Genomic DNA, 23,510 nt, shown 5'->3' on the forward strand with positions numbered 1-23,510 from the left:
AAATGAGGAATTTTGGTTAATTTTAATACTGATCATATTTTAGATTCAATAACAAGAATTGCAAATCAACCCGAAAACCGAAGTTAGAAAAAAAGATCTGATCAACTACTAAAATCTGCGAGAGATCAATACTTAACACAAATGAACACCAATGAAAAAACAGCCTTTACTCATATTGTTGCTATGCTTCGTACTCGGTATTGTCTTGCGCGAGTATGTGCTTTTTAGCAAGATAATCGGATTCGGGCTTGTGATTTTGTCCGGCGCTTTTCTATTCACGATCTTGATGAGAAAGGTTTTTTTTCAGAGAATCAAATATTATGTATTAGGATTTTTCTTCTTCTCAATTGGTTTATTTGTTCATTCTCAGCATTCTGAAAAATCAGCACTTCCCACGTTAAAATCAAAAGAAAATGTGGTCTTCCAACTCGATAAAAAACTGAATTCTAATGATAAGAACAGACGTTATATCGTGGAGATTTTAGCCATCCCATCCAATGAATCCCAACTTTTTTCCCCAATCAAAACGGTTCTGAGTATGCCGAAAGATCAGGGATTATTGGACTTCAATCATTTTTATGATGCAGAAGTATATATCCATCAGCCGGAAAGCATTCATCATGATTTCCAGTTTGATTACAAAAAATACCTTGCAAGACAACAGGTTTTCTTACAGGCTTATTTACCGAATGGCATTCTAAAAACTGTAAAAACAGAAGTTTCTTTCTCGGACCAAATTCGGCAAAAACGCCTTGAGATTCTCAACCAGATCAATCAAACGTCACTTTCGCCAAAGATTCAGGAATTTCTGAAAGGCATTATTTTATCCGACAGAACCGATATGGACAAGGATACGGTGAAGGATTTCAATCAAACCGGATTGGTGCATTTACTGGCGATTTCCGGATCTCATATGGTCATTATTTTCTGGATCACTTTGTTTGTTTTTAATCAAATGACGCCAGTCAGATTTCGGAAAATAGCAATTGTTTTAAGTCTTATTTTAATTTGGATTTTCGCTGTTTTTATAGATTATGGCAGTTCTGTGATGCGGAGCTGTCTGATGATTTCTTGTTATTATGTGATGGTTTTGTTGCAGCGGAAATCAGATTTGTTGCATTCTTTGTCGTTATCGGCTTTTATTCTTCTGATTGTAGATTCTAATCAGTTTTTCGACGTTGGATTTCAATTGAGTTATGTCGCGGTTTTGGGTATTTGGTGGCTGTCAGAGCCGATTAAGAAGTTATTACGAAAACCAAAATATTGGTTGGAAGATTTCATTTACAGCATCACTGCAATGACATTTTCTGCGCAGATTGCGACGTTGCCATTGGCTATTTATTATTTTCATCAGTTTTCGTTGGTGTCAATTTTCGCGAATTTATTAATCATTCCACTTTCAGAAATTATGATTGTTTCGTCTTTGATAATGGTGATTGCTATTGCTTTTGGAATGAAATATCTTTTGGTTTTTCAGGTGTTTGATGCGTTTATTCTTTACGTGTTGAAAGCCATTCACTGGTTTTCCAGCTTTGAATCGTTGATGAATAAAAACATCCCGTTAAGTATTTTAGAAGTTGGCGTGTTGCTTTTAGGAATTTATTTCTTGAAGTTCTTAATCAAGGATTTTTTTAATATCAAATATGTGCTTCGTCTCAGCGTTTGTCTTTTGCTGTTTTTTGGATTGAGAATCGGTTTTAATATTTATAACTATGAGAAAAGTGAAGTTCTGGTGCATCATTTTTACAAAGAGAAGATCATCAGTGTAAAAAACAAGGACCAAATTGTTTTCTGGCTGAAGGAACAAAGGAATCAGGAAAAAATGATAGATTTTGTGGTCAATCCTTACTTGGTTTCAAGACGGATTTCAAATTACGAAATCAAATATTATCCAGATGATGCCGATGCTTTTGTTTTTGAAGGTACAAAATATCATTTGAAATGATCTGCAAGCTGCTCCTGACAAAATGTTGTTGCTTGCTGATATCACCTTCTGAAAAAAATCCGTGATGTTTTTATGAAAACGCACGCTGCTTTTCATTCCTCACTGCAAACGCTTTATTCATGAGACTTACCAGAGGACAGTCATTGGAATAAAAACAAAAAGAAATCCTGAATGTCTTGGTTCAGGATTTCTTTTTTAATGATTTTAGTAAAACTTAAACTGAGTTCTATGAAGTGCCATCAAATGCTAACTTCTAATCTCTAATGTGTAATCTCGGATCATTATTTCACAATCGGTGCTACTCCCTCTCCGAATAATTCTATAGATTTCATCATCACATGGTGCGCAGGATCGCCCACGTCCATATGTCCGATAAATCTCGTTAAACCGAACAATTCTTTCATTTCAGAAATTTTATCTGCTACTTCATTGGCGTTTCCGATGAAGAGTGCGCCGTCTTTGCTTCTTCCACCTTCGTATTGGTCTTTACTGTACGGCGCCCATCCGCGGCTTCTGCCGATTCTGTCCATTTGAGATTTGTAATTGAAGAAGTATTGATCAATGTCTTTTTGGTCATCACTCACAAAAGTGTGGGAATGGATTGCGATCTGCATTGTGTCCTCGTCGTGGCCTGCTTTCAGATATTCCTGCTTGTAAAAATCGATGAGGTTTTTGAACTGTTTCGGCATTCCTCCAATGATGGCAACTATTAAAGGTAAGCCCAGTTTTGCAGCTCTCAGCACAGATTCCGGTGTACCGCCCACAGCAATCCAGATTGGCAATTTGCCTCCGTTGTAAGCTCTTGGGTAGGCGGTCTGGTTTTGCATAGGTGCGCGTAGTTTGCCGCTCCAGCTTACATTTTCCCCATTATTGATTTTTAACAACAGGTCAAGTTTCTCCTCAAAGAGTTGACTGTAATCTGATAGGTCATAACCCAACAAAGGAAAAGATTCTATGAAACTTCCTCTGCCTACGATGATCTCGGCTCTTCCTTTTGAGATCAGATCGATCATAGAGAAGTCCTGGTAGACTTTCACTGGTTCTGATGAACTTAGTACCGTTACACCGCTTGCCAATTTTATATTTTGAGTAACGCTTGCTGCTGCTGCCAAAAGAATTTCTGGAGATGACACGGCGTAATCTTCACGGTGGTGCTCGCCCATAGCGAAAACATCCAGGCCAACTTGATCCATCAGTTTTACCTGCTCCAAGATCTCGTTTAGTTTTACGCTGGCGTCTCTGTATTTTCCGGTTTTTGTGTCTAGAGAAACGTCTCCGAACATGCCTATTCCTAATTCCATAATTGTCGTATTTTTTTTGATACAACAAATTTACAGGTTGCAAATTTTATTGACATTGATGTAGGGTAATTAGCAATATCTGTCGATAGTTCTTTGATGATAGGTTAATGTTTAATAAAACTTTTTATAACAAGCTTTTTCAGAAGATTTGAAGCGAAAGCAGATCAGCGGTTATTTTTAAAATAGTTGATTTGGGCCTGTAATGTACGCATCTTGCAAGTCCTTAATGGTGATCTGTAACTTGGGTATAAATGCTGTGGATCAAACCATCTGCCACAGAGATCTTTGGGACATAGATGTGTTTGATGTCTGCCCATGTCATCACGTTATTAAAGATCGTCAAAGCTGGAACGATTACATCTGCGCGGTCTTCCCGGATGTGGTACTCCTGCATCCTTTCTTCTACAGAAAGCCTTTCCATTTCCTTGAGGTATTTCTTGATCACAGAAACCGGCATTGGTTTGCCATCTTTGGTTTTGCTCATAGAGAAGATCTTATTGATATTCCCGCCAGAACCAATGGCAACTATCGTTTTTTTGCTTTTGATCTTGTCTTTGATCTCATCTTTCATCTCATCCCAAATGGTAGGTGTTACCAATCCGTTAAGCAAGCGGATGGTACCAATGTTGAATGAGTGCTCGTACTGCATCTCACTGTTTTCATAGAAAGTAAGTTCCGTAGAACCGCCGCCCACATCCACATAAAGGTAAGCGAAGTCTTTGTCCAGTCCTTCGGCTACGTGGTTTTCGTAGATGAGGGTGGCTTCTTCGTCACCAGTAATGATCTCTATATTGATGTCAGCCTGTTCTTTTACAATGTCAATGATTTCCTGTCCGTTTTTTGCGTCACGCATGGCACTGGTTGCGCAGGCGCGGTAATGTTCCACTTTGTACATCGTCATCAACTGGCTGAAGATCTTCATTGTGTTGATGACCATCTGCTTTCTTTCTGCGCCAATCTCACCATTGCTGAAAACATCAAAACCCAGTCTAAGTGGGATTCTTAGAAGATTCAGTTTCGTGAATTCTGTTTTGTCGTTCGTTTTCTTTACTTCGTTGATGAGCAAACGGGCGGCATTACTTCCTATGTCTATAGCGGCGATTATCATTGATTTGGCGTAATTAAAGATTAAATTTAAACTAAATTTTAGTATTTCTGGTTTTTGAGATAATGATAGGTTTCTATTTGTGATCTTTTTTGATCGGTTTTGTCTGTTTCCACATATTCGTTTCTTATATTCTTGTCGAGGATCCGTGCTTTCACATTGTCATCCAGCTGAATATCCAGAAGTGTTTTCAGTTCCTTTTTCAGATTCTTTTGTAAGATAGGCGTTGCGGCTTCTATTCTGTAATCCAGGTTTCTCGTCATCCAGTCTGCGGAAGAGATGTACATATTCTCTACGCCTTTGTTATAGAAATACATCACCCTGGCATGTTCCAGATATTCATCCACAATACTGATGGCGTAGATCTTTTTCTTGAATTCTTTCTGATTGATAGCACAATAGATGCCACGAACAATCATTTTCACCGTTACGCCAGCTTGTGCAGCTTCGTAAAGTTTTAGGATCAAAGTTTTGTCGCTGAGAGAATTGACTTTGATAATCATTTCAGCCTTGCGTCCGGCTTTGGCTTCCTCAATTTCTTTGTCGATGTGAGCGATGATTTTCTCCCGCATAAACTCTGGACAGACCATCAGACTTTTACAGCTTTTCAACGTGATCGTAGGGTCAACTTTCGGTTTGTTGAGTGCGGAAAATATTTTATTAATATCTGCCATTATTGCTCTGTTTGAAGTCATCACAAGATGATCTCCATAGATCTTGGCTGTTTTTTCGTTGAAGTTCCCGGTGCTGACAAATCCGTATTGGATCGTTTTATTATGAACACGTTTTTTGATGACGCACAATTTGGCGTGTACTTTTCTGTTGGGAATCCCTAGAAGAACTTTTACGCCTTCCATTTCCAGCTTGTCTTTCCACATCAGGTTGGACTCTTCGTCAAATCTTGCGCGGAGTTCCAACATGATGGTCACTTCTTTTCCGTTTCTTACCGCATTGATCAGGGCATTGACGATCTTGGAACTAGATGCCAGTCTGTAAGCGGTGATTTGGATCGATTTTACATCAGGATCCATTGCGGCTTCTCTTAGTAGATCTATGACGGAATCGTATGAATGGTATGGGAAAGTGAGTAACACATCTTTTTTGATGATCACATCAGTCACTCTCTGTTTGTTCGCAAATTCCGGATGGATAAAGGATGTACGCTCTACAGGTTTTTCATAAGCTTTGAACACCTCAGGAAAATCCATAAAGTGCCTGAAGTTGTGGATCTTCTGCCCCGGTATGATGCTGTCTTTTTTGGTGAGATTTAGCTTTTTGATCAGAAACTCTAGCAAGGCTTTGTCTATTTCTTTATCAAATACGAAACGCGTGGGTTTGCCTTTCCGTCTGCTTTTGATCCCTTTTTCGATTTTGTCTGCCAAGGTCGTTTTGATGTCATTATCCAAATCGAATTCTGCATCTTTTGTCACCTTGAAACAGTGTGCTGTAAACTCATCATATCCAAAATAGGAGAAGATATGCGGCAGGTTATAAATGATGACATCTTCCAGCAGCATCACATCTTTCTGTTGCGGATCTTCTGTAGGAAGTAGGACAAATCTTCCGTTGGCCGTCACAGGAACCTCAATGATCGCGTATTGGCTTTCGTACTGCCATTCTTTCCTGCGCATTGCAACACCTATAAAAAGACTTTTTTCACGGATGTAAGGCATTGGTTTGTTGTCGTGAAGAAGGATTGGGATCACATTGGACTCCACTTCTTCGTCAAAATATTTGACTACAAATTCCTTTTGTGCAGCAGTCAGGTGTTTATGGTCTTTAATAAAAACCTTTTCTTTTGCCATTTCGCGCTGAACATCTTTCCAGGTTCTGTCAAAATCTTCCTGCTGGTGGATTACCAGCTTATTGATTTTTTGAAGAATTTTGGAAGGCGCATCATAAAAAGATTCGCTCAAAACCTTCTGTTTGAAGTCCATGGCGCGTTTCAGTCCAGCTACTCTCACACGGAAAAATTCATCCAGATTATTAGAAAAAATGCCTAAAAATCTTATTCTTAGATGGATAGGGACACTTTTGTCCATAGCTTCCTGTAGGACTCTGGCATTGAAACCAAGCCAGGTGACGTCTCGTGGATTAAATTCTTGTGGCATTATTGGGTTTTTGATGATCTCAAAAGTAGTAAAATTCATGGGAATTAAAAATGTACGCCAAACTACAATCTTAAAGTGTTCTGGGATGTTTCCTCATTATCAATTAAATTTTAAATATTGTAAATGACAATTTGTCACTTTTTTTGTCATGGTACAAATATTGAGAATTGGTCACTGTAACAATTGATAATAACAAAAAATAACATATAAAAAAATGAGTAAAATAATCGGAATTGACTTAGGTACAACCAACTCTTGCGTTGCCGTAATGGAAGGTAAAGATGCTGTAGTAATCCCTAATGCAGAAGGAAAAAGAACAACGCCTTCTATCGTAGCGTTTACAGAAGATGGTGAAAGAAAAGTAGGTGATCCTGCAAAAAGACAGGCGGTAACAAACCCTACAAAAACTGTATACTCTATCAAAAGATTCATCGGTACACATTTCAAAGATGATGCTTCTGAAGTGTCTAGAGTACCTTACAAAGTAGTAAGTGGACCAAATGATACTGTAAAAGTAAAAATTGACGACAGAGAATATACACCACAAGAGGTTTCTGCAATGATTCTTCAGAAAATGAAGAAAACGGCTGAAGATTATCTTGGACAAGAAGTAACAAGAGCGGTAATCACTGTTCCGGCTTACTTTAATGACGCTCAAAGACAAGCTACCAAAGAAGCGGGTGAAATCGCTGGTCTTACAGTAGAAAGAATTATCAACGAGCCTACTGCAGCAGCTTTGGCTTATGGTATGGATAAAGCACACAAAGACCAAAAAATTGCAGTTTACGATTTAGGTGGTGGTACTTTTGACGTTTCTATCCTTGATTTAGGAGACGGTGTTTTCGAAGTATTGTCTACAAATGGAGATACACACCTAGGTGGTGATGACTTTGATGATGTGATTATCAACTGGATGGCAGACGAGTTTAAAGCTGAAGATGGTGTAGATTTAAAATCTGATGCAATCGCATTACAAAGATTGAAAGAAGCAGCTGAAAAAGCAAAAATAGAATTGTCTTCTTCTCCTCAAACTGAAATCAACCTTCCGTATATCACAGCTACAGCTACAGGTCCTAAGCACTTGGTGAAGACTTTAACGAAAGCTAAATTCGAGCAATTATCTGCTGACTTGGTAAGAAGATCTATGGAGCCTTGTAAAAAAGCGCTTTCTGATGCAGGTCTTTCTATCAGCGATATCGACGAAGTAATCTTGGTAGGTGGTTCTACAAGAATCCCAATCATCCAGGAAGAAGTTGAGAAATTCTTCGGTAAAAAACCTTCGAAAGGTGTTAACCCAGATGAGGTTGTAGCAATCGGTGCAGCAATTCAAGGTGGAGTTTTAACTGGAGATGTTACAGACGTACTTTTATTAGACGTTACACCACTTTCTTTAGGTATCGAAACTATGGGTTCTGTTTTCACGAAATTAATTGATGCCAACACTACAATTCCAACTAAAAAATCTGAAGTATTCTCTACAGCGTCTGACAACCAGCCTGCAGTAAGCATCAGAGTAGGACAAGGTGAAAGACCAATGTTCAACGATAACAAAGAAATCGGTAGATTCGACCTTACAGATATTCCACCGGCTCAAAGAGGAGTTCCACAAATTGAAGTAACTTTCGATATTGATGCTAACGGAATCTTGAGCGTTTCTGCAAAAGATAAAGGAACAGGAAAAGAACAATCTATCAAAATTCAGGCAAGTTCAGGACTTTCAGATGATGAAATCCAAAGAATGAAACGTGAAGCTGAAGAAAACGCTTCTTCTGATGCTAAAAGAAAAGAAGAAGTTGAAATTTTCAACAAAGCAGACGGATTGATTTTCCAAACTGAAAAGCAACTGAAAGAATTTGGTGATAAATTATCTGCAGACAAAAAAGCAGCAATCGAAACTGCTCATACAGAATTGAAAACCGCTTTCGAAGCAAAAGATATGGACAGCGTAAAAACCAAAACCGAAGCTCTAGATGCAGCTTGGATGGCGGCTTCAGAAGAAATGTACGCACAAGGACAAGGTGCTGAAGCAGGCGCTCAACAAACTCAAGGTCAAGCAAACGGAGCAGAAGATGTTCAGGATGCTGATTTTGAAGAAGTCAAATAAGTAGCAATTATCATCGATTAAAATCGATCAAAATAAATTAGCAAATCGCTGTAAATGTAATGTTTACAGCGATTTTTTTGTTTTTGCATTTTTTATTAATAGTTGATTTTAATCGATTTTTATTGTATTTTTGTATCTCAATTGTACCGCGCGCTATTTGGATGTAATGTGCGTCTTATGCGCCTTATTTTATTTTAGAAGCCAAAAAACAGAGAATGTTCAGGATGTTATTTCAGAATGGGATTTAGTAAATTAAAAATACCAAGGGTATGCGAACAGTGTTCAAAACCCTTTGAAGCAAAGACAGTTACAAGTCGTTTTTGCTCTACTTCTTGTAACAATAAAGCATTAAAAGCAAGGAAGAAACTTGAAAAAGATAAAGTAGAAAAAGATACTCTTTTACAAAAATATAAGAACAAGATTGCCGAAGTTCAGAATAGAGAATTTATTTCAGTTGCTGAAGCTACTGTTATGTTTGGGCTTTCAAGAGATACAGTGCACAGATATATAAAACGAGGAATTATTACTGGAATTAATCTAGGCTCAAGATTAACTCGCGTTAAGCGATCAGATTTGGAAGACTTATTTTCAGCAGTTGAAATGCCAGATAAGTCGAAAGAAATTCCTGAGAAACCCAATTTTGAAGTTGGTAATTGCTACACAATTTCCGAAATTAGTTCAAAATTCTATGCGGATCCAGGAACTGTGACTAATTTGATTAAGAGAAACAAAATTCCGACAAAGAAAGTTGGGAGTTTCTTGTATGTTCCTAAAAATTTAATTGATAAAATTTTTGACGGAAAATGAAAGAGTTATTGAAAACCAAAGTTACCGTACGATTGCGAAAATCCGAATTCCGAAAAGAATGGTTTATTTATTTGGAAAGTTATCCTGTGATGATTCCTGGTAAAGATAAAGTTCAGAGAATCCGGGAATATTTGAACCGAAGCGTCACAACCGTAGATTTTGATAAGAAAAGACCTGCAAGAACAACCCAAGAATCCGTTTCATTTAAACCTAAAAGAGATGACAATGGTATTATCGTTTGCAAAAGCGAAAATGATCGGGAAACAATGTTCTATGCAGATTCTATGCGTAAATTACGTCAGAGAGAATATGATAATATAGAACTTTACAGCGAACTCGACAAAATTCAAGTAGAGCAAAAAGAAAAATCGCAGGAGAATTTTGTAAGATATTTTGATTTGTTGGTTAATAAAAGACATAAAAACAATTCCGAATCTATTCAAATAAATTGGTATCGTTCGATAGAATTTCTAAAAGATTTTGGAGGCGAAAAAATTATGTTTTCGCAGATCAACACAAAATTCTGTGAACACTTTAAATCATATTTGTTGACTGCAAAAAGTGGCAGCAATAAGGAAGAGATTATTTCTCAAAATACGGCTTCAACTTATTTTTCTGTATTCAAAGCCGCATTAAAACAAGCTTTTATTGAAGGATATTTTACGACTGATATTTCTGCGAAAATAAAAGCGATTCCGCACGAGGAATCAAGACGAGAATATTTAACACTTGATGAACTTAATACTTTAGTTGAAACGCCTTGCGAACTTGAAGTTCTTAAACGAGCAGCACTTTTTTCAGCTTTAACAGGTTTACGACATTCCGATATTCAGAAACTTACGTGGAAGGAAATAAGTACTGAAAACGATCAAGCCAGAATAAATTTTACTCAAAAAAAGACAAAAGGTGTAGGATATATGCCGATGTCTAAACAAGCATTACAACTTTGTGGTGAAATAGGGCTTCCAAATGATTTGATTTTTAAAAATCTGACTAATCCGGCTTGGATTTCCCGACCACTCAAGAAGTGGATTGAAAATGCTGGAATTACTAAAAAAATAACCTTTCATAATTTTAGACACACTTTTGCAACGCTTCAACTTTCGAGCGGAACTGATATTTACACAGTAAGTAAAATGCTTGGTCATACAAACGTAAAAACTACGCAGGTTTACGCAAAAGTTGTGGATGACAAGAAGAATAAAGCGGCGGAAGCCATTCAATTAAATTCGTTAAAAAATTAATTTCAAAATATAATTATGAACATCAAATTCTTCGATTCTGTCCTGAAATATTTTACCGTTATCATTTGCTGTGCAATTATTGGTGTTTTCGTTCAAGAAGCTTATTCGAAGAACAATCCTAATATTTCAGGAAACATAGTCTTTTTAATTACTTCTGGCAGTGCATTTATACTATATTCCATCATCGTAGTTATTTTAAATGAGATTATTCCGAAATTGAATATTGGGAGGTTTGCTAAAAATATAAACACTTTTACTGAACAAAAAGAAAATGAAGAAAATTTAGAAGATGCTGAGACTGTAGAAAGTGATATTCAGCCTTCGTCAAATGACGATCAGATTTTTAATGAAATTATTCCTATTTTGAAAGATGAAAAAAATAAATTAAAGGAGGATAAATCGACCAGAGAAATTGTAAATCAAATATCAGATACATCATTGGAAATTGAAAATCCCAAAGACCTTTCAGATCTGGATAAAATCAGAATTCGAGCCAAAGCCAGAGAGGAAGAACTTATTCAAGAAAAATTGGATCTTATTGTGCAATACACAAAAGAAAAATTAGCTTTATATATTACAGATGAAGATTTATACAAACTTTGCGATTATCTGGTAGTTTTTCTTCGAGATGGTAAAATTGAAAATGTAAATCCAATTAAGATCACAGTTCTTGGCACAACTGATTTAATGCATTTTGGCTGGAATGTATGGAATCATTATAGAGGAAATAATCAAAGGATAGATGTTGCAAAATTCTTAAAGACTGTATTTTCTCAAAGTTTTACTGAAATAGATGAAATCATTACAATCGAAAAATTGCTTACCTCAAGAAAAGAGCAAGGAATAATTAAAATCGAAAAAAATCTGCTTCAATAAAAGTTAATATAAAGTAGAAAATCGTTATTATTTCGGTATGATTTAATCATTTTTAATCATACAACAAACAGACGTAGAACATAAATTATCATTGCACCATAACAATCAAAAACAATAGTTATGGACAGCAACGAAATTTCATTCGAAAACCTGCCACGAGCAGTCGCACATTTGGCGAGCGAAATCGCCGAAATTAAATTTCTTGTAGAAAGAAAAGAAACAACTACAATTCCTCAAAAAAGAATCCCGATCGACATTGAAGCCGCTTGCCAATTAATTGGAAAGGCAAAACCAACGGTTTACACTTTAGTCAGAACCCGAAAAATTCCTTGTTACAAAAATGGCAAGAAACTCTATTTTTTTGAAGATGAATTATTGGATTGGATTTCTAAAGGAAAAAAGAAAACCTTACAGGAAATTCAGTCTGAAGCCGACAGTAATTTCAAGAAAAATTTTAGGAAATCTAATAGTGAGTTTAATAAAAATTCTCTGTGATGAGCCAAAAAATCACCTACATCCGAGTCGGAACAACTTACTACAAAATCATAGAAAAACCACTAATTTCGGGCGACACAACCTCGGTTTTGGTTCGTTGGAATCGTGAAACAATCATTAGCGATCACGGAAAAGCTTTTCTTTCCTCGATTCCCAAATATGACGGATTTTGCTGTATTCCGGAGCATTTAGAGTATCAACAAATCGTTCGAGGTTTCTATAATATTTACAGCGAAATTCCATTTGAGCCTTCATCTGAAAAGGAAAATTTCAAAAATAATATTCCATTTTCTTTGAATTTTGTAAAGCATATTTTCGGTGAACAATTGGAAATGGGTTTGGATTATTTGAAAATTTTATTGCAATATCCCACGCAAATTCTACCAATTTTATGTTTGGTTTCCAAAGAAAGAGCTACTGGAAAATCAACTTTCATCAAATGGTTGAAAGAAATTTTCGGGTTAAATATGACTTACATTAAAGGCGATTCTTTCGGAAGTCAATTCAATTCCGATTGGGCGGCAATGCTCGTTGTTGCCATTGATGAAGTATTTTTTGATAAAAAAGAAATTACGGAAAGATTAAAATATTTATCGACAACCAATAAAGATAAGTTGGAAGCCAAAGGAAAAGACCGAGAAGAAATTGATTTTTTCGCCAAGTTTATTTTGTGTTCCAATAACGAAGAAAATTTTATTCAAATTGATGAAAACGAAATTCGGTTTTGGATTCTCAAAATTAATCCTATAAAAGTTGAAAACACAGAGTTTCTCGACAATCTTATCTCCGAAATACCCCATTTTCTTCGGTTTTTAATTGAGAGACCTTTTGCGACTGAGAAGAAAACAAGAATGTGGTTTTCAGCTGATGAAATAAGAACAAAAGCACTTCAAAAACTGGTTTTCAAAAACAATAATAAGTTAGAATCTAAAATGATTGAGCTGTTGTACGAGTTTTTTGAAAGCAACAACGATGAAGAAATCAATGTCGTTCCGCAAGATATTCTCAATATGATGAACCGAATGTTTCGACCAACGTATTGGACGAGAAATGATATTCGAACAATTTTAAAAGAAACTTGGAAGCTTAATCCGCAAAACAATGGTTTAACTTACATCAGATACGACATTGATTTTGCCGGAATTTTCTATCAAAACAATTCAGTCGGACGATTTTTTACCGTTAAAAAAGATTTTGTTTTTCAAAAATATGTTGAATTGTTGAATTGATTCATAACAAAAAGAAAATCAAATAATTAGTTCTCTACAAAATCCTCAACAAACTTTTAAACCCACTTTTTTGTTGAATGTTTGTTGAGCATAAAAATTCAAGTTTGTTGAATTGTTGAGCTTTTGTTGAGTAATTAACTATTTATAAATCAATTATTTAATATGTTTTCTCAACAATTCTACAGAAAATTACAATAATTAATACCCGAAAAATCAACTAGATGAATTGCAAACAATTTAATACAGTATCGTTGGAAGAAGTCCTTCAAATTCTCGGACACCATCCAACAAAACAAACGGAAAAAGAAGCGTGGTTTCTCAATCCATTTGCCAAAGAAAATCACGCCTCTTTTAAAATTAATAAAAATCTAAACTATTGGTATTTGCACTCTGAAGGAATCGGCGGAAACAATGTCAATTTTATGAAAAAATATCTAAATGCTTCAGTAAAAGAAGTTTTAGAATGGGCAGAAAGTCAAAAATTTTCTTCTTTTCAAAATCAAAATTTTTCAAACCAAGAGATAGAAAATGGTTCAAAAAATTACGAAATAATTGAAGTAAAAGAAATTCAACATCCAGCTTTAATGGAATATTTAAAAACAAGAAAAGTAGAAAATCAACTTGAATTTTTACAAGAAATACATTATCGAATTAACGATAAAAATTACTTCGGAATTGGGTTTAAAAATGATTCTGGCGGTTACGAAATTCGCAATAAATATTCAAAAATTTGTTTGGGCAAAAAAGATGTTTCTACGATAAAAAATCGTTCTGAAAATGTGAATATATTCGAAGGCTTTTTTGATTTTCTTTCCTTTAAAAATATTGAAAAATCATTAGAAAATGAAAGTTCAGATTATGTGATTTTAAATTCTGTTTCAATGGTTTCAAAAATTAAAAACTCACTCAAAAATTATGAAAAAATTGACCTCTATTTTGACAATGACGAAGCGGGAAACAGAGCCGTTGAAATGCTGAAAAATGAAATGGAAAACGTAGAAGATTGTCGGGAATTGTATTCGGATTTCAAGGATTTGAATGAATGGGCGATGTCTTCTACAAAAATGGAAGAAAAACTCGGTGGGTCTTTAGTGCAAAAAGTACCCAAAGTTTACAATAAGCGTGTCCGCTGATTGCAAAATTGGGATTTTTGATTTCTTCCTATCGTCAGAAATGTTTTAAATACACAAAATTTAATGAAATGGAAAACGACTTTTTACAAGAATTTATAAACCAAGCCACCAAAGAAAATGAAGATAAAATTGCCCAGGAAAAAAGGAAAAAACATTTCCAAGATTTGGGTAGAAAAGGTGGTTTGAAAACCAAAGAAAATAAGACATTAGATAAAGTGATTTCGATAAGAATGACCCATTCTGAATATGAATTATTGATTCAAAAACAAGAAAAATATCCGCTCAAATTATCAACGTATATCCGAAATGTTTTGTTCGAAAAAGAATTAAAAATCAATGAATTTAAAACTGATGAAACCTTGCTTCAATTTGGAAACAACTTCAAAAAAATAACTAATTTATTGCGAAATCGAGAATGGACTGTTTTTGAAAATAAGAAAGAAATTTTAACGAAAATTGAAATTACGGTTGATTTGATTCATCAATATTTATACTCAAAAATTCAGAAAAATGAATAATTCGGCAACCACAAGAACCATCACCAAAATTGCTTTAGAATATAACGGAAATGATAAAGGAACAGCGAAAATGGTGGCTTCAAATTGTCTTTTGAGTTCAACTTCTGAAGGTCAGTTTTTGGAAATGAAAACTGTTGCAGAGAGAAATTCTAAAGTGAAAAAATGGGCTTTAACGGGCTATATTTCTCAACCCGACGAAATTGGTAGAAAGTTGACGGATAAAGAATTTGAAGAAATTGCCACAAGAGCTTTAGAAAAAATTGGAGTGACAGAAAAGAATCAATTTCGATTGGATGTTCATAACAGTACGAAACAAAAACACATTCATTTTATCGTGAACAGGATTGATATTTCGGGAAAATGTATGGTAAAATCACACGACATCGGGAGAAGATTCGGAGAAGCTGTTCGGGAAGTCTGTAAGGAGAAAGGATTGCTAACCGATGTGGAAATTGGAATTCAGAAAAAAGCTGAAATGTTGAGAAATTTAACGGAAACATTAAAAACAGCAAAAAACTTTTATGAACTTATTTTTAAAATGAAAATGAAAGGTTTTGAAGTTCAATTATCTACGAATGTGAAAGACGGCGTTTCGGGAATGCGAATTGTGATTGAGAAAGACAAAAATCCCAATACAGACAGAATTTATAAAACAGGTTACAAATTGTCTGAAATTACCAGCAAGTTGAAAATTTCCGACATCAAAGCAATTCTCAATGAAAATAGAGAGAAAAAATTGGATGATGAAACTGTTTTTTATGAAAATTCAAATGAAGAAAACTTTGGAAATGAACAAAAAAGTAACTCGGTAATCAGCGAAGTTGGGAAAATAATTGAGGAATTTTTACAACCAACTTACATCGCAATCGACGACGAATTATTAAAGAAAAAGAAGTGGAAATCGAGATAACAATAAAAAAAATTAATAAAATGGAAAATCAAAAACAAAAACAAAACGAAGAAACGAAAAGCAACGGAATAGAATTGCTGGAAAATGTGATACAATCGAACAAGAAAAACATTGCTTCAAACGAAGCAAACATCGAACAATGTGTAAAAGTTGAATTTGCTGTGGAAGATTTTATCAATTCGTCAAAACATATCCAGACTGGTTTGCACGATGTGAATGCAAAGTATGATAATTTCAAGAAATTTTATGAACTGGAGCAAATTAAAAGAGATGAATTTCTTGCCAATATTCCTACCAAAACAGAAACCATTCTCTCGCAAGAAACCATTGATTTTTATGAGAATTTTGAAAAGAAAATGAAAAGGAAAGAAAAAGTTATTTGGAGTGGATTCGGAACTTTGATTTTAGGGATTTTTACTTTGATTTTTTCCATCAATTTCGCAACAAATTGGTACAAAGAAAGCATCAAAGCAAAAAGTGAACTGCGCCAAGATATTTTAAATGAAATTGCTGGTGAAGGGAAAAAAATCTATGATAAAAATGAGATTGAAATCTTGAGCGAAAACACTCAAGTAATGCAATTATGGATAAAAAATAATCCTAAAAAAGCAGAAGATTTTCTTCGGTTTAGGGATGGGTATGAAGCAAGCAGGAAATGAAATTGAACATATGAAGGTTTTAAATGTGCGTTGTTTCAATCAAAATAGATGTTTTTGTATGGAATAGCAATCATTCGTATTATTAAACTACAGATAAACCTTCCGAAGCTCAAACAACTGTTACAGCAAATGGAAAAAAAATATAAACTCGCAAGAAAACGTAGAAACTCACAGCTGTTCGTATTTCTGAAAAGAGCGGGAATCGCTCGTTCCACATTGAATTTGAGTGAAAAGACGATGTTTCTGCATCAGTGCTTTTACGGTTATCCTTTTTTTTGCTTTATTTGAATTTGTTATATTTACAGAAACCTAAGATTTACTATGAAATTCATCGAAGACTCACGAGTTAAAATTCCTGCATTATTGCACTTGGCACGATTGGGTTACACTTATATTCCAAGATCCAAACAATTCCGATTGGAAGAGAATAATATTTTTTCGGATATTTTTAAAGAAAGTATATCTCGCATAAATCCTGACCTTTCATCGAAAGAAATGGATACTCTTTTAGAAGATCTCTGTTTCAAGTTAACAGATGACGATTTGGGAAGAGGTTTTTTTAAACAATTAATTAATACTTCAGGAGTTAAATTAGTTGACTTTGATAATTTTGATAACAATTCTTTTCATGTTACTACTGAATTGACTTGTAAAAACGGGGAAGAAGAATTTCGTCCGGATATCACAGTTTTAGTAAATGGAATGCCATTGGTTTTTATTGAAGTTAAAAAGCCAAACAATAAACAAGGCGTAATCGATGAAAGAAACCGAATCAATAGACGCTTTACCAATCCAGCTTTTAAAACTTTCTCGAATATTACCCAACTAATGATTTTCTCCAATAATATGGAATATGAGGATGGCGTGATTGACCCTGTTTATGGTGCTTTTTATGCTACTTCTGCTAATGGAAATCTACATTTTAATTATTTCAGAGAGGAAGAAAATCTCAATCTTACCCACTTACTAAAACCAGAAAGCACAGAATTAGAAGACTTTATTCTAAAGGATAACAATATTGTTGCGATAAAAAATACAGATGAATTTCTGACCAATAAAGATTACAACAAACCAACAAACAGAATTTTAACTTCACTTTTATCAAAAGACAGATTGGCTTTTATTCTGCAATTTGGGTTAGCGTATTTGGAAGAGGAGATTGACGGAGTTAATGTAATTCAGAAACACATTATGCGTTATCCTCAAATATTTGCAACTAAAGCGATTAAAACAAGTTTAGAAAATGGCGTAAAAAAAGGAATTATCTGGCATACGCAAGGAAGTGGCAAAACGGCTTTGGCGTATTATAATGTTAAGTTTTTGACTGATTTTTATCAGAAGAAGAACATCATTCCCAAATTTTATTTTGTCGTAGATCGTTTAGATTTAGCCAATCAGGCGGCTTCCGAATTTGGAATGAGAGGATTAATTGTAAAAAGAGTCAACTCCAGATCGGAATTTCTAAATGACATAAAAACCATTAGTGCTATACAAAACAGTACAGGAGAGCCGGAGATTTCTGTGATCAACATTCAGAAATTTACAGAAGAAAGTACCGTAGAAAAAGAGTTGGATTATGATTTGAATATCCAAAGAATTTACTTCATTGATGAGGCGCACAGAAGCTATAACCCAAAAGGAAATTATCTTCTTAATCTTTTAAAATCTGATGAAAATGCCATTAAGATTGCATTAACAGGAACTCCGCTTTTAAAAGAAGTTGCCAAAGATTATGATTCTAAGGCAATTTTCGGAGATTACATTCATAAATATTATTACAATAAATCTATTGCAGATGGCTACACTTTACGATTGATTCGTGAAGGGATTAACACGCAATACAAACTGCAAATGCAGGATATTATGGATGAGATTTTGAAGAAAGGAACTATAAGCAAAAGTGATATTTTTGCACATCCAAAATTTGCCGAACCAATGTTGGATTATATTTTGAAGGATTTAAAGGCTTTCAGAAAAACCCATCAAGACGATTCTTTAGGTGCAATGGTGGTTTGCGACAGTTCAGACCAAGCAAAAGCTCTTTTTACCGAGTTTGAAAAAATCTACGGTAAGCAAACCCAAGATTATCTGAATGTAGCTGAAGAAAAAGCAAAATATGGCAATAATGATTCTTTGAAAGCTTCATTAATTTTGCACGACATTAATGATAAAGAATACAGGAAAAAAGATGTAAAATCATTCAAAGCAGGTGATATTGATATTCTCTTTGTTTACAATATGCTTTTAACTGGTTTTGATGCCAAAAGATTAAAGAAATTATATTTGGCGAGAGTCGTAAAACATCAAAATTTACTGCAAACTTTAACTCGTGTTAATCGACCTTACAAAAATTATAAATTCGGTTATGTGGTTGACTTTGCGGATATTTCTAAAGAATTCAAAATCACCAATGATAATTATTTCCAAGAGTTGCAAAATGAATTGGGCGATGAAATGCAGAATTACAGCAATCTCTTCAAAACACGGGAAGAAATACAGGAAGATAAAGCAAGAATTAAAGAATTTCTTTTTCAATTCGATATTAGTAATGCCGAGAATTTTTCTGACCAAATCATTCAGATTTCCGATAAGAAAAGGTTACAGGATATTATTAATGTACTGAGTACAGCCAAAGAATTAAGAAATATCATTCGTTTGCAAGGCGATGATGACTTGCTAAACGGAATTGACTTCTTTAAACTAAACCAACTTCTGAAAGTCGTGCAAGAGCGATTGGCAAGTATCAATTTTGTAGAAAATCTTGATAATGAAGACGAAAACAACAACCTTCTAAATGCTGCTTTGGAAGATATTTATTTTCAGTTTGTAAAAGTTTCTGAAGAAGAAATGATTATTGCAGATCAACTCAGAAATGATCTTCGCAAGACCAGAGAAGAATTGCAAAGGAATATTGACCAAAAAGATCCTGAATTTATTACTCTTAGAGAAGAATTAGAAAGAATTTTCAAAAAGAAAAATTTAGACGAAGTTTCACAGGAAGATATGAGAAACAATATTCAGCTACTTAATTCTGTGTATGCCCAAGTCAGAGATCTTAATAACAGAAATTCCAATCTCAATTCTAAATACGATCACGACGAAAAATTTACAAGAATCCATAAAAGGCTGATGGAAAAAGGAAGTATTTTTGCCCAAGAATCACAAATCCACGAAGCTTTGATGGATACCAAAACAATGGTCGATTTACTCGTTCTAAACAATGCCAATATTTTGAAAGAAGGAAACGACTATTTTAATGATGAAGTTTTGAGCATTATTATCCAAAAATTTATAGACAACAAAAAAATGAAGCTGGATTTTGAAACCACCCAAAACATTAACCATTTGGTGGTGAACGAATACAGACAACAATCTTATATCAACTAATGACAGATTTAGAATTTATATCAAACACAAAAAAGCTTATTGATGATCTTAAAAGTGTATGTGCCAATTACGGTTTAGGAAACGACGGAAACGAGTTTAAAATTATTTCGCAAACATTTCTTTACAAATATATGAACGATAAGTTCAGTTATGAAGCAAAGAAAATCAATGATACATTATCAAACGCAAAAGACTTTCAAAAAGCTTACGAATCACTATCCGACGAAGAAAGAAAATTTCTGATTGCCCGAATTGGTAACAAAGCACCAAAACTTCAACCGGAACATCTGATTTCATATCTTTTCAATAATTCTACGAAAGCCAACTTTGCAGAAACTTATTTTGATGGAACTTTGCGAAACATCAGTCTTGATAATTCCAATCTGTTTTCAATTAAAACAGCGAGTGGTGTAAAAGATAAAATGTTTGATGACCTGAGCCAATTTATTACAGATTCTTCACAAAGAGATGCTTTCGCAAGAGCGTTGGTTAATAAATTAGTGAATTTTAGTTTTGAGAAAATGTTCGAGGAAAAATATGATTTCTTTGCAACTATTTTTGAATATTTAATTAAAGATTACAATAGCGACAGTGGCGGAAAATATGCCGAATATTATACACCTCACGCAGTTGCCAGAATTATGGCATCCATTTTAGTAACCGATACAGTTAGTAATGTAAAAGTCTATGATCCAAGTGCGGGTTCGGGTACGCTTTTGATGAACATTGCTCACGCAATTGGCGAAAGAAACTGTTCAATTTATTCCGAAGACATTTCCCAAAAGTCGAGCAATATGCTGAGATTGAATTTGATTCTCAACAATCTTTCTCATTCTATCCCCAATATTATCAAAGGAAATACGATTTCTGAACCATCTTATTTAAAAGAAAAATTTGATTATATCGTTTCCAATCCGCCTTTCAAATTAGATTTTTCTGATTTCAGAAGCGATTTGGAAAAAGACAGTTTTAAAGACCGATTTTTTGCAGGAATTCCTAATATTCCGAAAGCGAAAAAAGATTCGATGGCTATTTATTTGCTTTTTATTCAGCATATTATGCACAGTTTGAGTGCAACGGGAAAGGCGGCAATAGTTGTTCCTACAGGCTTTATCACAGCACAAAGTGGGATTGAGAAAAAAATACGTGAAGCATTAATCAACCGTGGTTGGTTGCGAGGTGTTGTAAGTATGCCAAGTAATATTTTTGCCAGTACAGGAACCAATGTTTCCGTGATTTTTATTGACAAAGAAGCCGATAATGAGCATATTGTTTTGGTAGATTCTTCGAAATTGGGGAAAACGATCAAAGAAGGTAAAAACCAAAGAACCGTTTTAACGAGAGAAGAGGAAGAAGGCATCATCAATGCAATGAATCTAAAATTGCAGGAAGAAGATTTTTCGGTTGTTATTTCAGCGGAACAAATCAAAGAAAAGAATTACAGCTTCAGCGCCGGGCAATATTTTGAAGTAAAAATTGAATATGTAGAAATCACGGCAGAAGAATTTCAAAATAAAATGACCACTTTTGAAAATAATCTCACAGCAATGTTTGCAGAAAGTGCGGAGTTGGAAAAGAAGATACAGGAGAATTTGAAAACCTTACGATTTAATTCTTAGGCTATGAATTTTGAAATATATTGCGACGAAAGCTGTTTAGAAGCATTGAATAATAAAGACGAGCATTTTTATACGGGAATCGGAGGTATTTGGATGCCATCTGAAATGCGAGACAAATTCAAAACGGACATCCAATCTATCAAATTAAAATACAATGTGCATGGTGAACTGAAATGGAACAAAGTTTCACCAAAGTTTTTACCGTTGTATAAAGAAGTGATAGATTATTTTTTCGACTCAAAATTTTTGCGGTTTAGGGTGATTTTGGTTGAGTCTAATAAGGTAAACCTAGTGCAGTTTCATAATAGCGATGCAGAGTTAAGCTTCTATAAATTCTATTATCAAATGATAAAAACCTGGATTTATGATTTTAATTTGTATGATGTATTTGTAGATTTAAAAAAGAACAGAGACAAAGGAAGATTAAAAGAATTGGAAAAATTTTTAGACAAAGCTAATTTTTTTTCAGATGTTCAAATGGTGCAAGGGTTACCATCTAATCAAAGTTTAGGCATCCAATTAGCCGATGTACTTACAGGATTAGTAACCGCAAAATTTAATAATAAAACAACCAGTGAAGCCAAATCGCAACTGATACAATATGTAGAATCTCATATAGGTAATACCATACAAGCAACGTCTAAAACAGAAGAAAAGCTCAATATTTTTAAAATTAATTTACAAGGCGGTTGGTAATGCGGTACAAAAAAATAAAACCGCAAGAAATGACAGAATCAGAATTGCGGGAAATATGGGATACGGAATATTGTAGAAATAGAATTACAACTTTTGATGGTGTAAAAGTAGCCTGCTATGTTGAAATGTTTGATCATATTTTTTTTGAAAGCGATGATAGAAAAATCAAAGATAAATCTATATTATCGTATAATAGATTAGAAAAAATTTACTGGATAAAAGACACGCTCGAAGATCCAGAAGCAATACTAAAAAAAGGTTGGGACAGAGAGCAAAAAAAATATTTCAAAGACAGAAGAGTGGCAATAGTTAAAGGGAATTATGTTGTCATCATCCGTTTTACAAAGAAACTTACCGCCAAATTAGTTACTGCTTATGAGAAAGAGGATATATCAAATATTATGAGTGCGCCAAATTTCGAGAAGACAGAAGATTATTTTTAGGCACAAAAAAAACGTTGATTATCGGGTTCAACGTTTAAGACCTTTGTAGATTCCAGACCAATGGTAAAGAACACTGCAAATGTACAAACAAAATTTTTAACAATATTATTTAGAATGTTAATATTTTGTTTTAATTATATAACTTTCTGATTATTAATTTGATGTAAATTTAAAAAGAAAGAATTACAGATTAATGAAATATGGTAAAAAGGAACGTGAAAAAGATTGAAGAATGAGTGAAGTTTTAAGTATTTATGAAATTGCTGACCTTAACAAAAGTACTATTACAGCTAAAGATAGCTTTAATTTTATTAATTATTTAGATACAAGCAATCTAACTAAAAACAAATTAGATTCTTTACAATATTTAGAATCTGAATTTCCAAGTAGGGCGAAAAGAAAAGTGAAAACTAATACTATTCTTTATTCCACTGTTCGTCCAAATCAGGAACATTTTGGAATTATTGAAAATCAAATTGCAGATAATTTAATTGCTTCTACCGGTTTTACGACTATTGATATTGTTTCAAATAAGATTAATCCAAAGTATTTGTATTATAAATTGACACAACCATTTCTTACAAAATATCTTCAAGGTATTGCTGAAAATTCAGTTTCTGCTTATCCGTCAATAAAACCAGAAGCAATTGGAAACCTAAGATTTAGTTTTCCAAATTTACTAACCCAACAAAAAATAGCGTCAGTACTTTCTGCATTAGATGATAAAATTGAGCTCAATAATCGGATAAATGATAATTTAGAGCAGATGGCAAAAACGATTTATGATTATTGGTTTGTGCAATTTGATTTCCCCGATGAAAACGGAAAGCCTTATAAATCAAGTGGTGGCAAAATGGTTTGGAATGAGGTTTTGAAAAGGGAAATTCCTGAGGGATGGGAAGTTAAAAATATTGGATACTATTGTAAA

19 protein-coding genes are annotated in these 23,510 nt (G+C 34.1%); 16 read left to right on the forward strand and 3 right to left on the reverse strand.

From position 1 onward, the window contains the following. Positions 1-151 precede the first annotated feature (151 nt). Complete coding sequence (locus tag F564_RS0113100) at positions 152-1,945, forward strand: ComEC/Rec2 family competence protein (RefSeq protein WP_028123051.1); 1,794 nt, start codon at positions 152-154, stop codon at positions 1,943-1,945. 281 nt (positions 1,946-2,226) lie between these two features. On the opposite strand, the gene F564_RS0113105 is transcribed toward F564_RS0113100, so the two are convergent. From F564_RS0113105 to ppk1, 3 genes are all read right to left on the reverse strand, one after another. Then, a complete protein-coding gene (locus F564_RS0113105) occupies positions 2,227-3,246 on the reverse strand; it encodes an LLM class flavin-dependent oxidoreductase (protein WP_028123052.1) in 1,020 nt (339 codons plus the stop codon). A 223-nt stretch (positions 3,247-3,469) separates the two neighbouring features. Further along, positions 3,470-4,354, reverse strand: coding sequence for a Ppx/GppA phosphatase family protein (locus F564_RS0113110; RefSeq protein ID WP_028123053.1), 885 nt, complete (start codon positions 4,352-4,354; stop codon positions 3,470-3,472). A gap of 38 nt (positions 4,355-4,392) precedes the next feature. Then, complete coding sequence (gene ppk1, locus F564_RS0113115) at positions 4,393-6,462, reverse strand: polyphosphate kinase 1 (protein ID WP_028123054.1); 2,070 nt, start codon at positions 6,460-6,462, stop codon at positions 4,393-4,395. A 214-nt stretch (positions 6,463-6,676) separates the two neighbouring features. On the opposite strand from ppk1, the gene dnaK reads away from it, so the two are divergent. From dnaK to F564_RS0113195, 15 genes are all read left to right on the forward strand, one after another. Further along, complete coding sequence (dnaK, locus tag F564_RS0113120; RefSeq protein WP_028123055.1) at positions 6,677-8,566, forward strand: molecular chaperone DnaK; 1,890 nt, start codon at positions 6,677-6,679, stop codon at positions 8,564-8,566. A 237-nt stretch (positions 8,567-8,803) separates the two neighbouring features. Next, entirely contained in the window at positions 8,804-9,373 is a 570-nt protein-coding gene (locus tag F564_RS0113125) for a helix-turn-helix transcriptional regulator (protein WP_028123056.1), read from the forward strand. Continuing rightward, entirely contained in the window at positions 9,370-10,617 is a 1,248-nt protein-coding gene (locus tag F564_RS0113130) for a site-specific integrase (RefSeq protein ID WP_028123057.1), read from the forward strand. The genes F564_RS0113125 and F564_RS0113130 overlap by 4 nt, the downstream gene beginning before the upstream one ends. Positions 10,618-10,632: 15 nt before the next feature. After that, positions 10,633-11,493: a hypothetical protein gene (locus tag F564_RS0113135; protein WP_028123058.1), complete on the forward strand. Its 861-nt coding sequence runs from the start codon at positions 10,633-10,635 to the stop codon at positions 11,491-11,493. Positions 11,494-11,613: 120 nt separating this feature from the next. Continuing rightward, on the forward strand, positions 11,614-11,988 hold the full coding sequence (locus F564_RS0113140) for a helix-turn-helix domain-containing protein (RefSeq protein ID WP_028123059.1): 375 nt from the start codon (positions 11,614-11,616) through the stop codon (positions 11,986-11,988). Then, the gene (locus tag F564_RS0113145) at positions 11,988-13,217 is read left to right on the forward strand and encodes a primase-helicase family protein (RefSeq protein ID WP_028123060.1); all 1,230 of its coding nucleotides are present in this window, start codon (positions 11,988-11,990) and stop codon (positions 13,215-13,217) included. The genes F564_RS0113140 and F564_RS0113145 overlap by 1 nt, the downstream gene beginning before the upstream one ends. A gap of 422 nt (positions 13,218-13,639) precedes the next feature. Then, complete coding sequence (locus tag F564_RS19250) at positions 13,640-14,350, forward strand: toprim domain-containing protein (RefSeq protein ID WP_228373905.1); 711 nt, start codon at positions 13,640-13,642, stop codon at positions 14,348-14,350. An 8-nt stretch (positions 14,351-14,358) separates the two neighbouring features. Continuing rightward, positions 14,359-14,868 (forward strand): plasmid mobilization protein, encoded by a 510-nt coding sequence (locus tag F564_RS0113155; protein ID WP_228373906.1) that lies wholly within the window; start codon positions 14,359-14,361, stop codon positions 14,866-14,868. Then, positions 14,861-15,778 (forward strand): relaxase/mobilization nuclease domain-containing protein, encoded by a 918-nt coding sequence (locus F564_RS0113160; RefSeq protein WP_028123062.1) that lies wholly within the window; start codon positions 14,861-14,863, stop codon positions 15,776-15,778. Before F564_RS0113155 ends, F564_RS0113160 begins: the two co-directional genes overlap by 8 nt. A gap of 20 nt (positions 15,779-15,798) precedes the next feature. Further along, on the forward strand, positions 15,799-16,437 hold the full coding sequence (locus tag F564_RS19975) for a hypothetical protein (protein ID WP_154656873.1): 639 nt from the start codon (positions 15,799-15,801) through the stop codon (positions 16,435-16,437). 321 nt (positions 16,438-16,758) lie between these two features. Beyond that, entirely contained in the window at positions 16,759-19,824 is a 3,066-nt protein-coding gene (locus F564_RS0113175) for a type I restriction endonuclease subunit R (RefSeq protein WP_028123064.1), read from the forward strand. After that, positions 19,824-21,443, forward strand: coding sequence for an HsdM family class I SAM-dependent methyltransferase (locus F564_RS0113180; protein ID WP_028123065.1), 1,620 nt, complete (start codon positions 19,824-19,826; stop codon positions 21,441-21,443). The genes F564_RS0113175 and F564_RS0113180 overlap by 1 nt, the downstream gene beginning before the upstream one ends. Before the next feature lie 3 nt (positions 21,444-21,446). After that, positions 21,447-22,139, forward strand: a complete 693-nt coding sequence (locus tag F564_RS0113185) for a DUF3800 domain-containing protein (RefSeq protein ID WP_028123066.1) — start codon at positions 21,447-21,449, stop codon at positions 22,137-22,139. A gap of 29 nt (positions 22,140-22,168) precedes the next feature. After that, positions 22,169-22,582: a hypothetical protein gene (locus F564_RS0113190; RefSeq protein WP_154656874.1), complete on the forward strand. Its 414-nt coding sequence runs from the start codon at positions 22,169-22,171 to the stop codon at positions 22,580-22,582. Positions 22,583-22,814: 232 nt separating this feature from the next. After that, a partial coding sequence (locus tag F564_RS0113195; protein WP_028123068.1) for a restriction endonuclease subunit S occupies positions 22,815-23,510 on the forward strand: 696 nt, incomplete at its 3' end.

Origin of the sequence: Epilithonimonas tenax DSM 16811, from assembly GCF_000428485.1 — a bacterium.
Classification (GTDB): Bacteria; Bacteroidota; Bacteroidia; order Flavobacteriales; family Weeksellaceae; genus Epilithonimonas; species Epilithonimonas tenax.

Excerpts from the sequence above, each read along its gene's own strand:
- ppk1 (WP_028123054.1), bottom strand. The coding sequence starts at position 6,462 with ATGCCACAAGAATTTAATCCACGAGACGTCACCTGGCTTGGTTTCAAT.
- F564_RS19975 (WP_154656873.1), top strand. The coding sequence starts at position 15,799 with ATGGAAAATCAAAAACAAAAACAAAACGAAGAAACGAAAAGCAACGGA.
- F564_RS0113190 (WP_154656874.1), top strand. The coding sequence starts at position 22,169 with ATGACAGAATCAGAATTGCGGGAAATATGGGATACGGAATATTGTAGA.
- F564_RS0113180 (WP_028123065.1), top strand. The coding sequence starts at position 19,824 with ATGACAGATTTAGAATTTATATCAAACACAAAAAAGCTTATTGATGAT.
- F564_RS0113135 (WP_028123058.1), top strand. The coding sequence starts at position 10,633 with ATGAACATCAAATTCTTCGATTCTGTCCTGAAATATTTTACCGTTATC.
- F564_RS0113140 (WP_028123059.1), top strand. The coding sequence starts at position 11,614 with ATGGACAGCAACGAAATTTCATTCGAAAACCTGCCACGAGCAGTCGCA.
- F564_RS19250 (WP_228373905.1), top strand. The coding sequence starts at position 13,640 with ATGAAAAAATATCTAAATGCTTCAGTAAAAGAAGTTTTAGAATGGGCA.
- F564_RS0113125 (WP_028123056.1), top strand. The coding sequence starts at position 8,804 with ATGGGATTTAGTAAATTAAAAATACCAAGGGTATGCGAACAGTGTTCA.
- F564_RS0113175 (WP_028123064.1), top strand. The coding sequence starts at position 16,759 with ATGAAATTCATCGAAGACTCACGAGTTAAAATTCCTGCATTATTGCAC.
- dnaK (WP_028123055.1), top strand. The coding sequence starts at position 6,677 with ATGAGTAAAATAATCGGAATTGACTTAGGTACAACCAACTCTTGCGTT.
- F564_RS0113105 (WP_028123052.1), bottom strand. The coding sequence starts at position 3,246 with ATGGAATTAGGAATAGGCATGTTCGGAGACGTTTCTCTAGACACAAAA.
- F564_RS0113145 (WP_028123060.1), top strand. The coding sequence starts at position 11,988 with ATGAGCCAAAAAATCACCTACATCCGAGTCGGAACAACTTACTACAAA.
- F564_RS0113160 (WP_028123062.1), top strand. The coding sequence starts at position 14,861 with ATGAATAATTCGGCAACCACAAGAACCATCACCAAAATTGCTTTAGAA.
- F564_RS0113185 (WP_028123066.1), top strand. The coding sequence starts at position 21,447 with ATGAATTTTGAAATATATTGCGACGAAAGCTGTTTAGAAGCATTGAAT.
- F564_RS0113110 (WP_028123053.1), bottom strand. The coding sequence starts at position 4,354 with ATGATAATCGCCGCTATAGACATAGGAAGTAATGCCGCCCGTTTGCTC.
- F564_RS0113100 (WP_028123051.1), top strand. The coding sequence starts at position 152 with ATGAAAAAACAGCCTTTACTCATATTGTTGCTATGCTTCGTACTCGGT.
- F564_RS0113130 (WP_028123057.1), top strand. The coding sequence starts at position 9,370 with ATGAAAGAGTTATTGAAAACCAAAGTTACCGTACGATTGCGAAAATCC.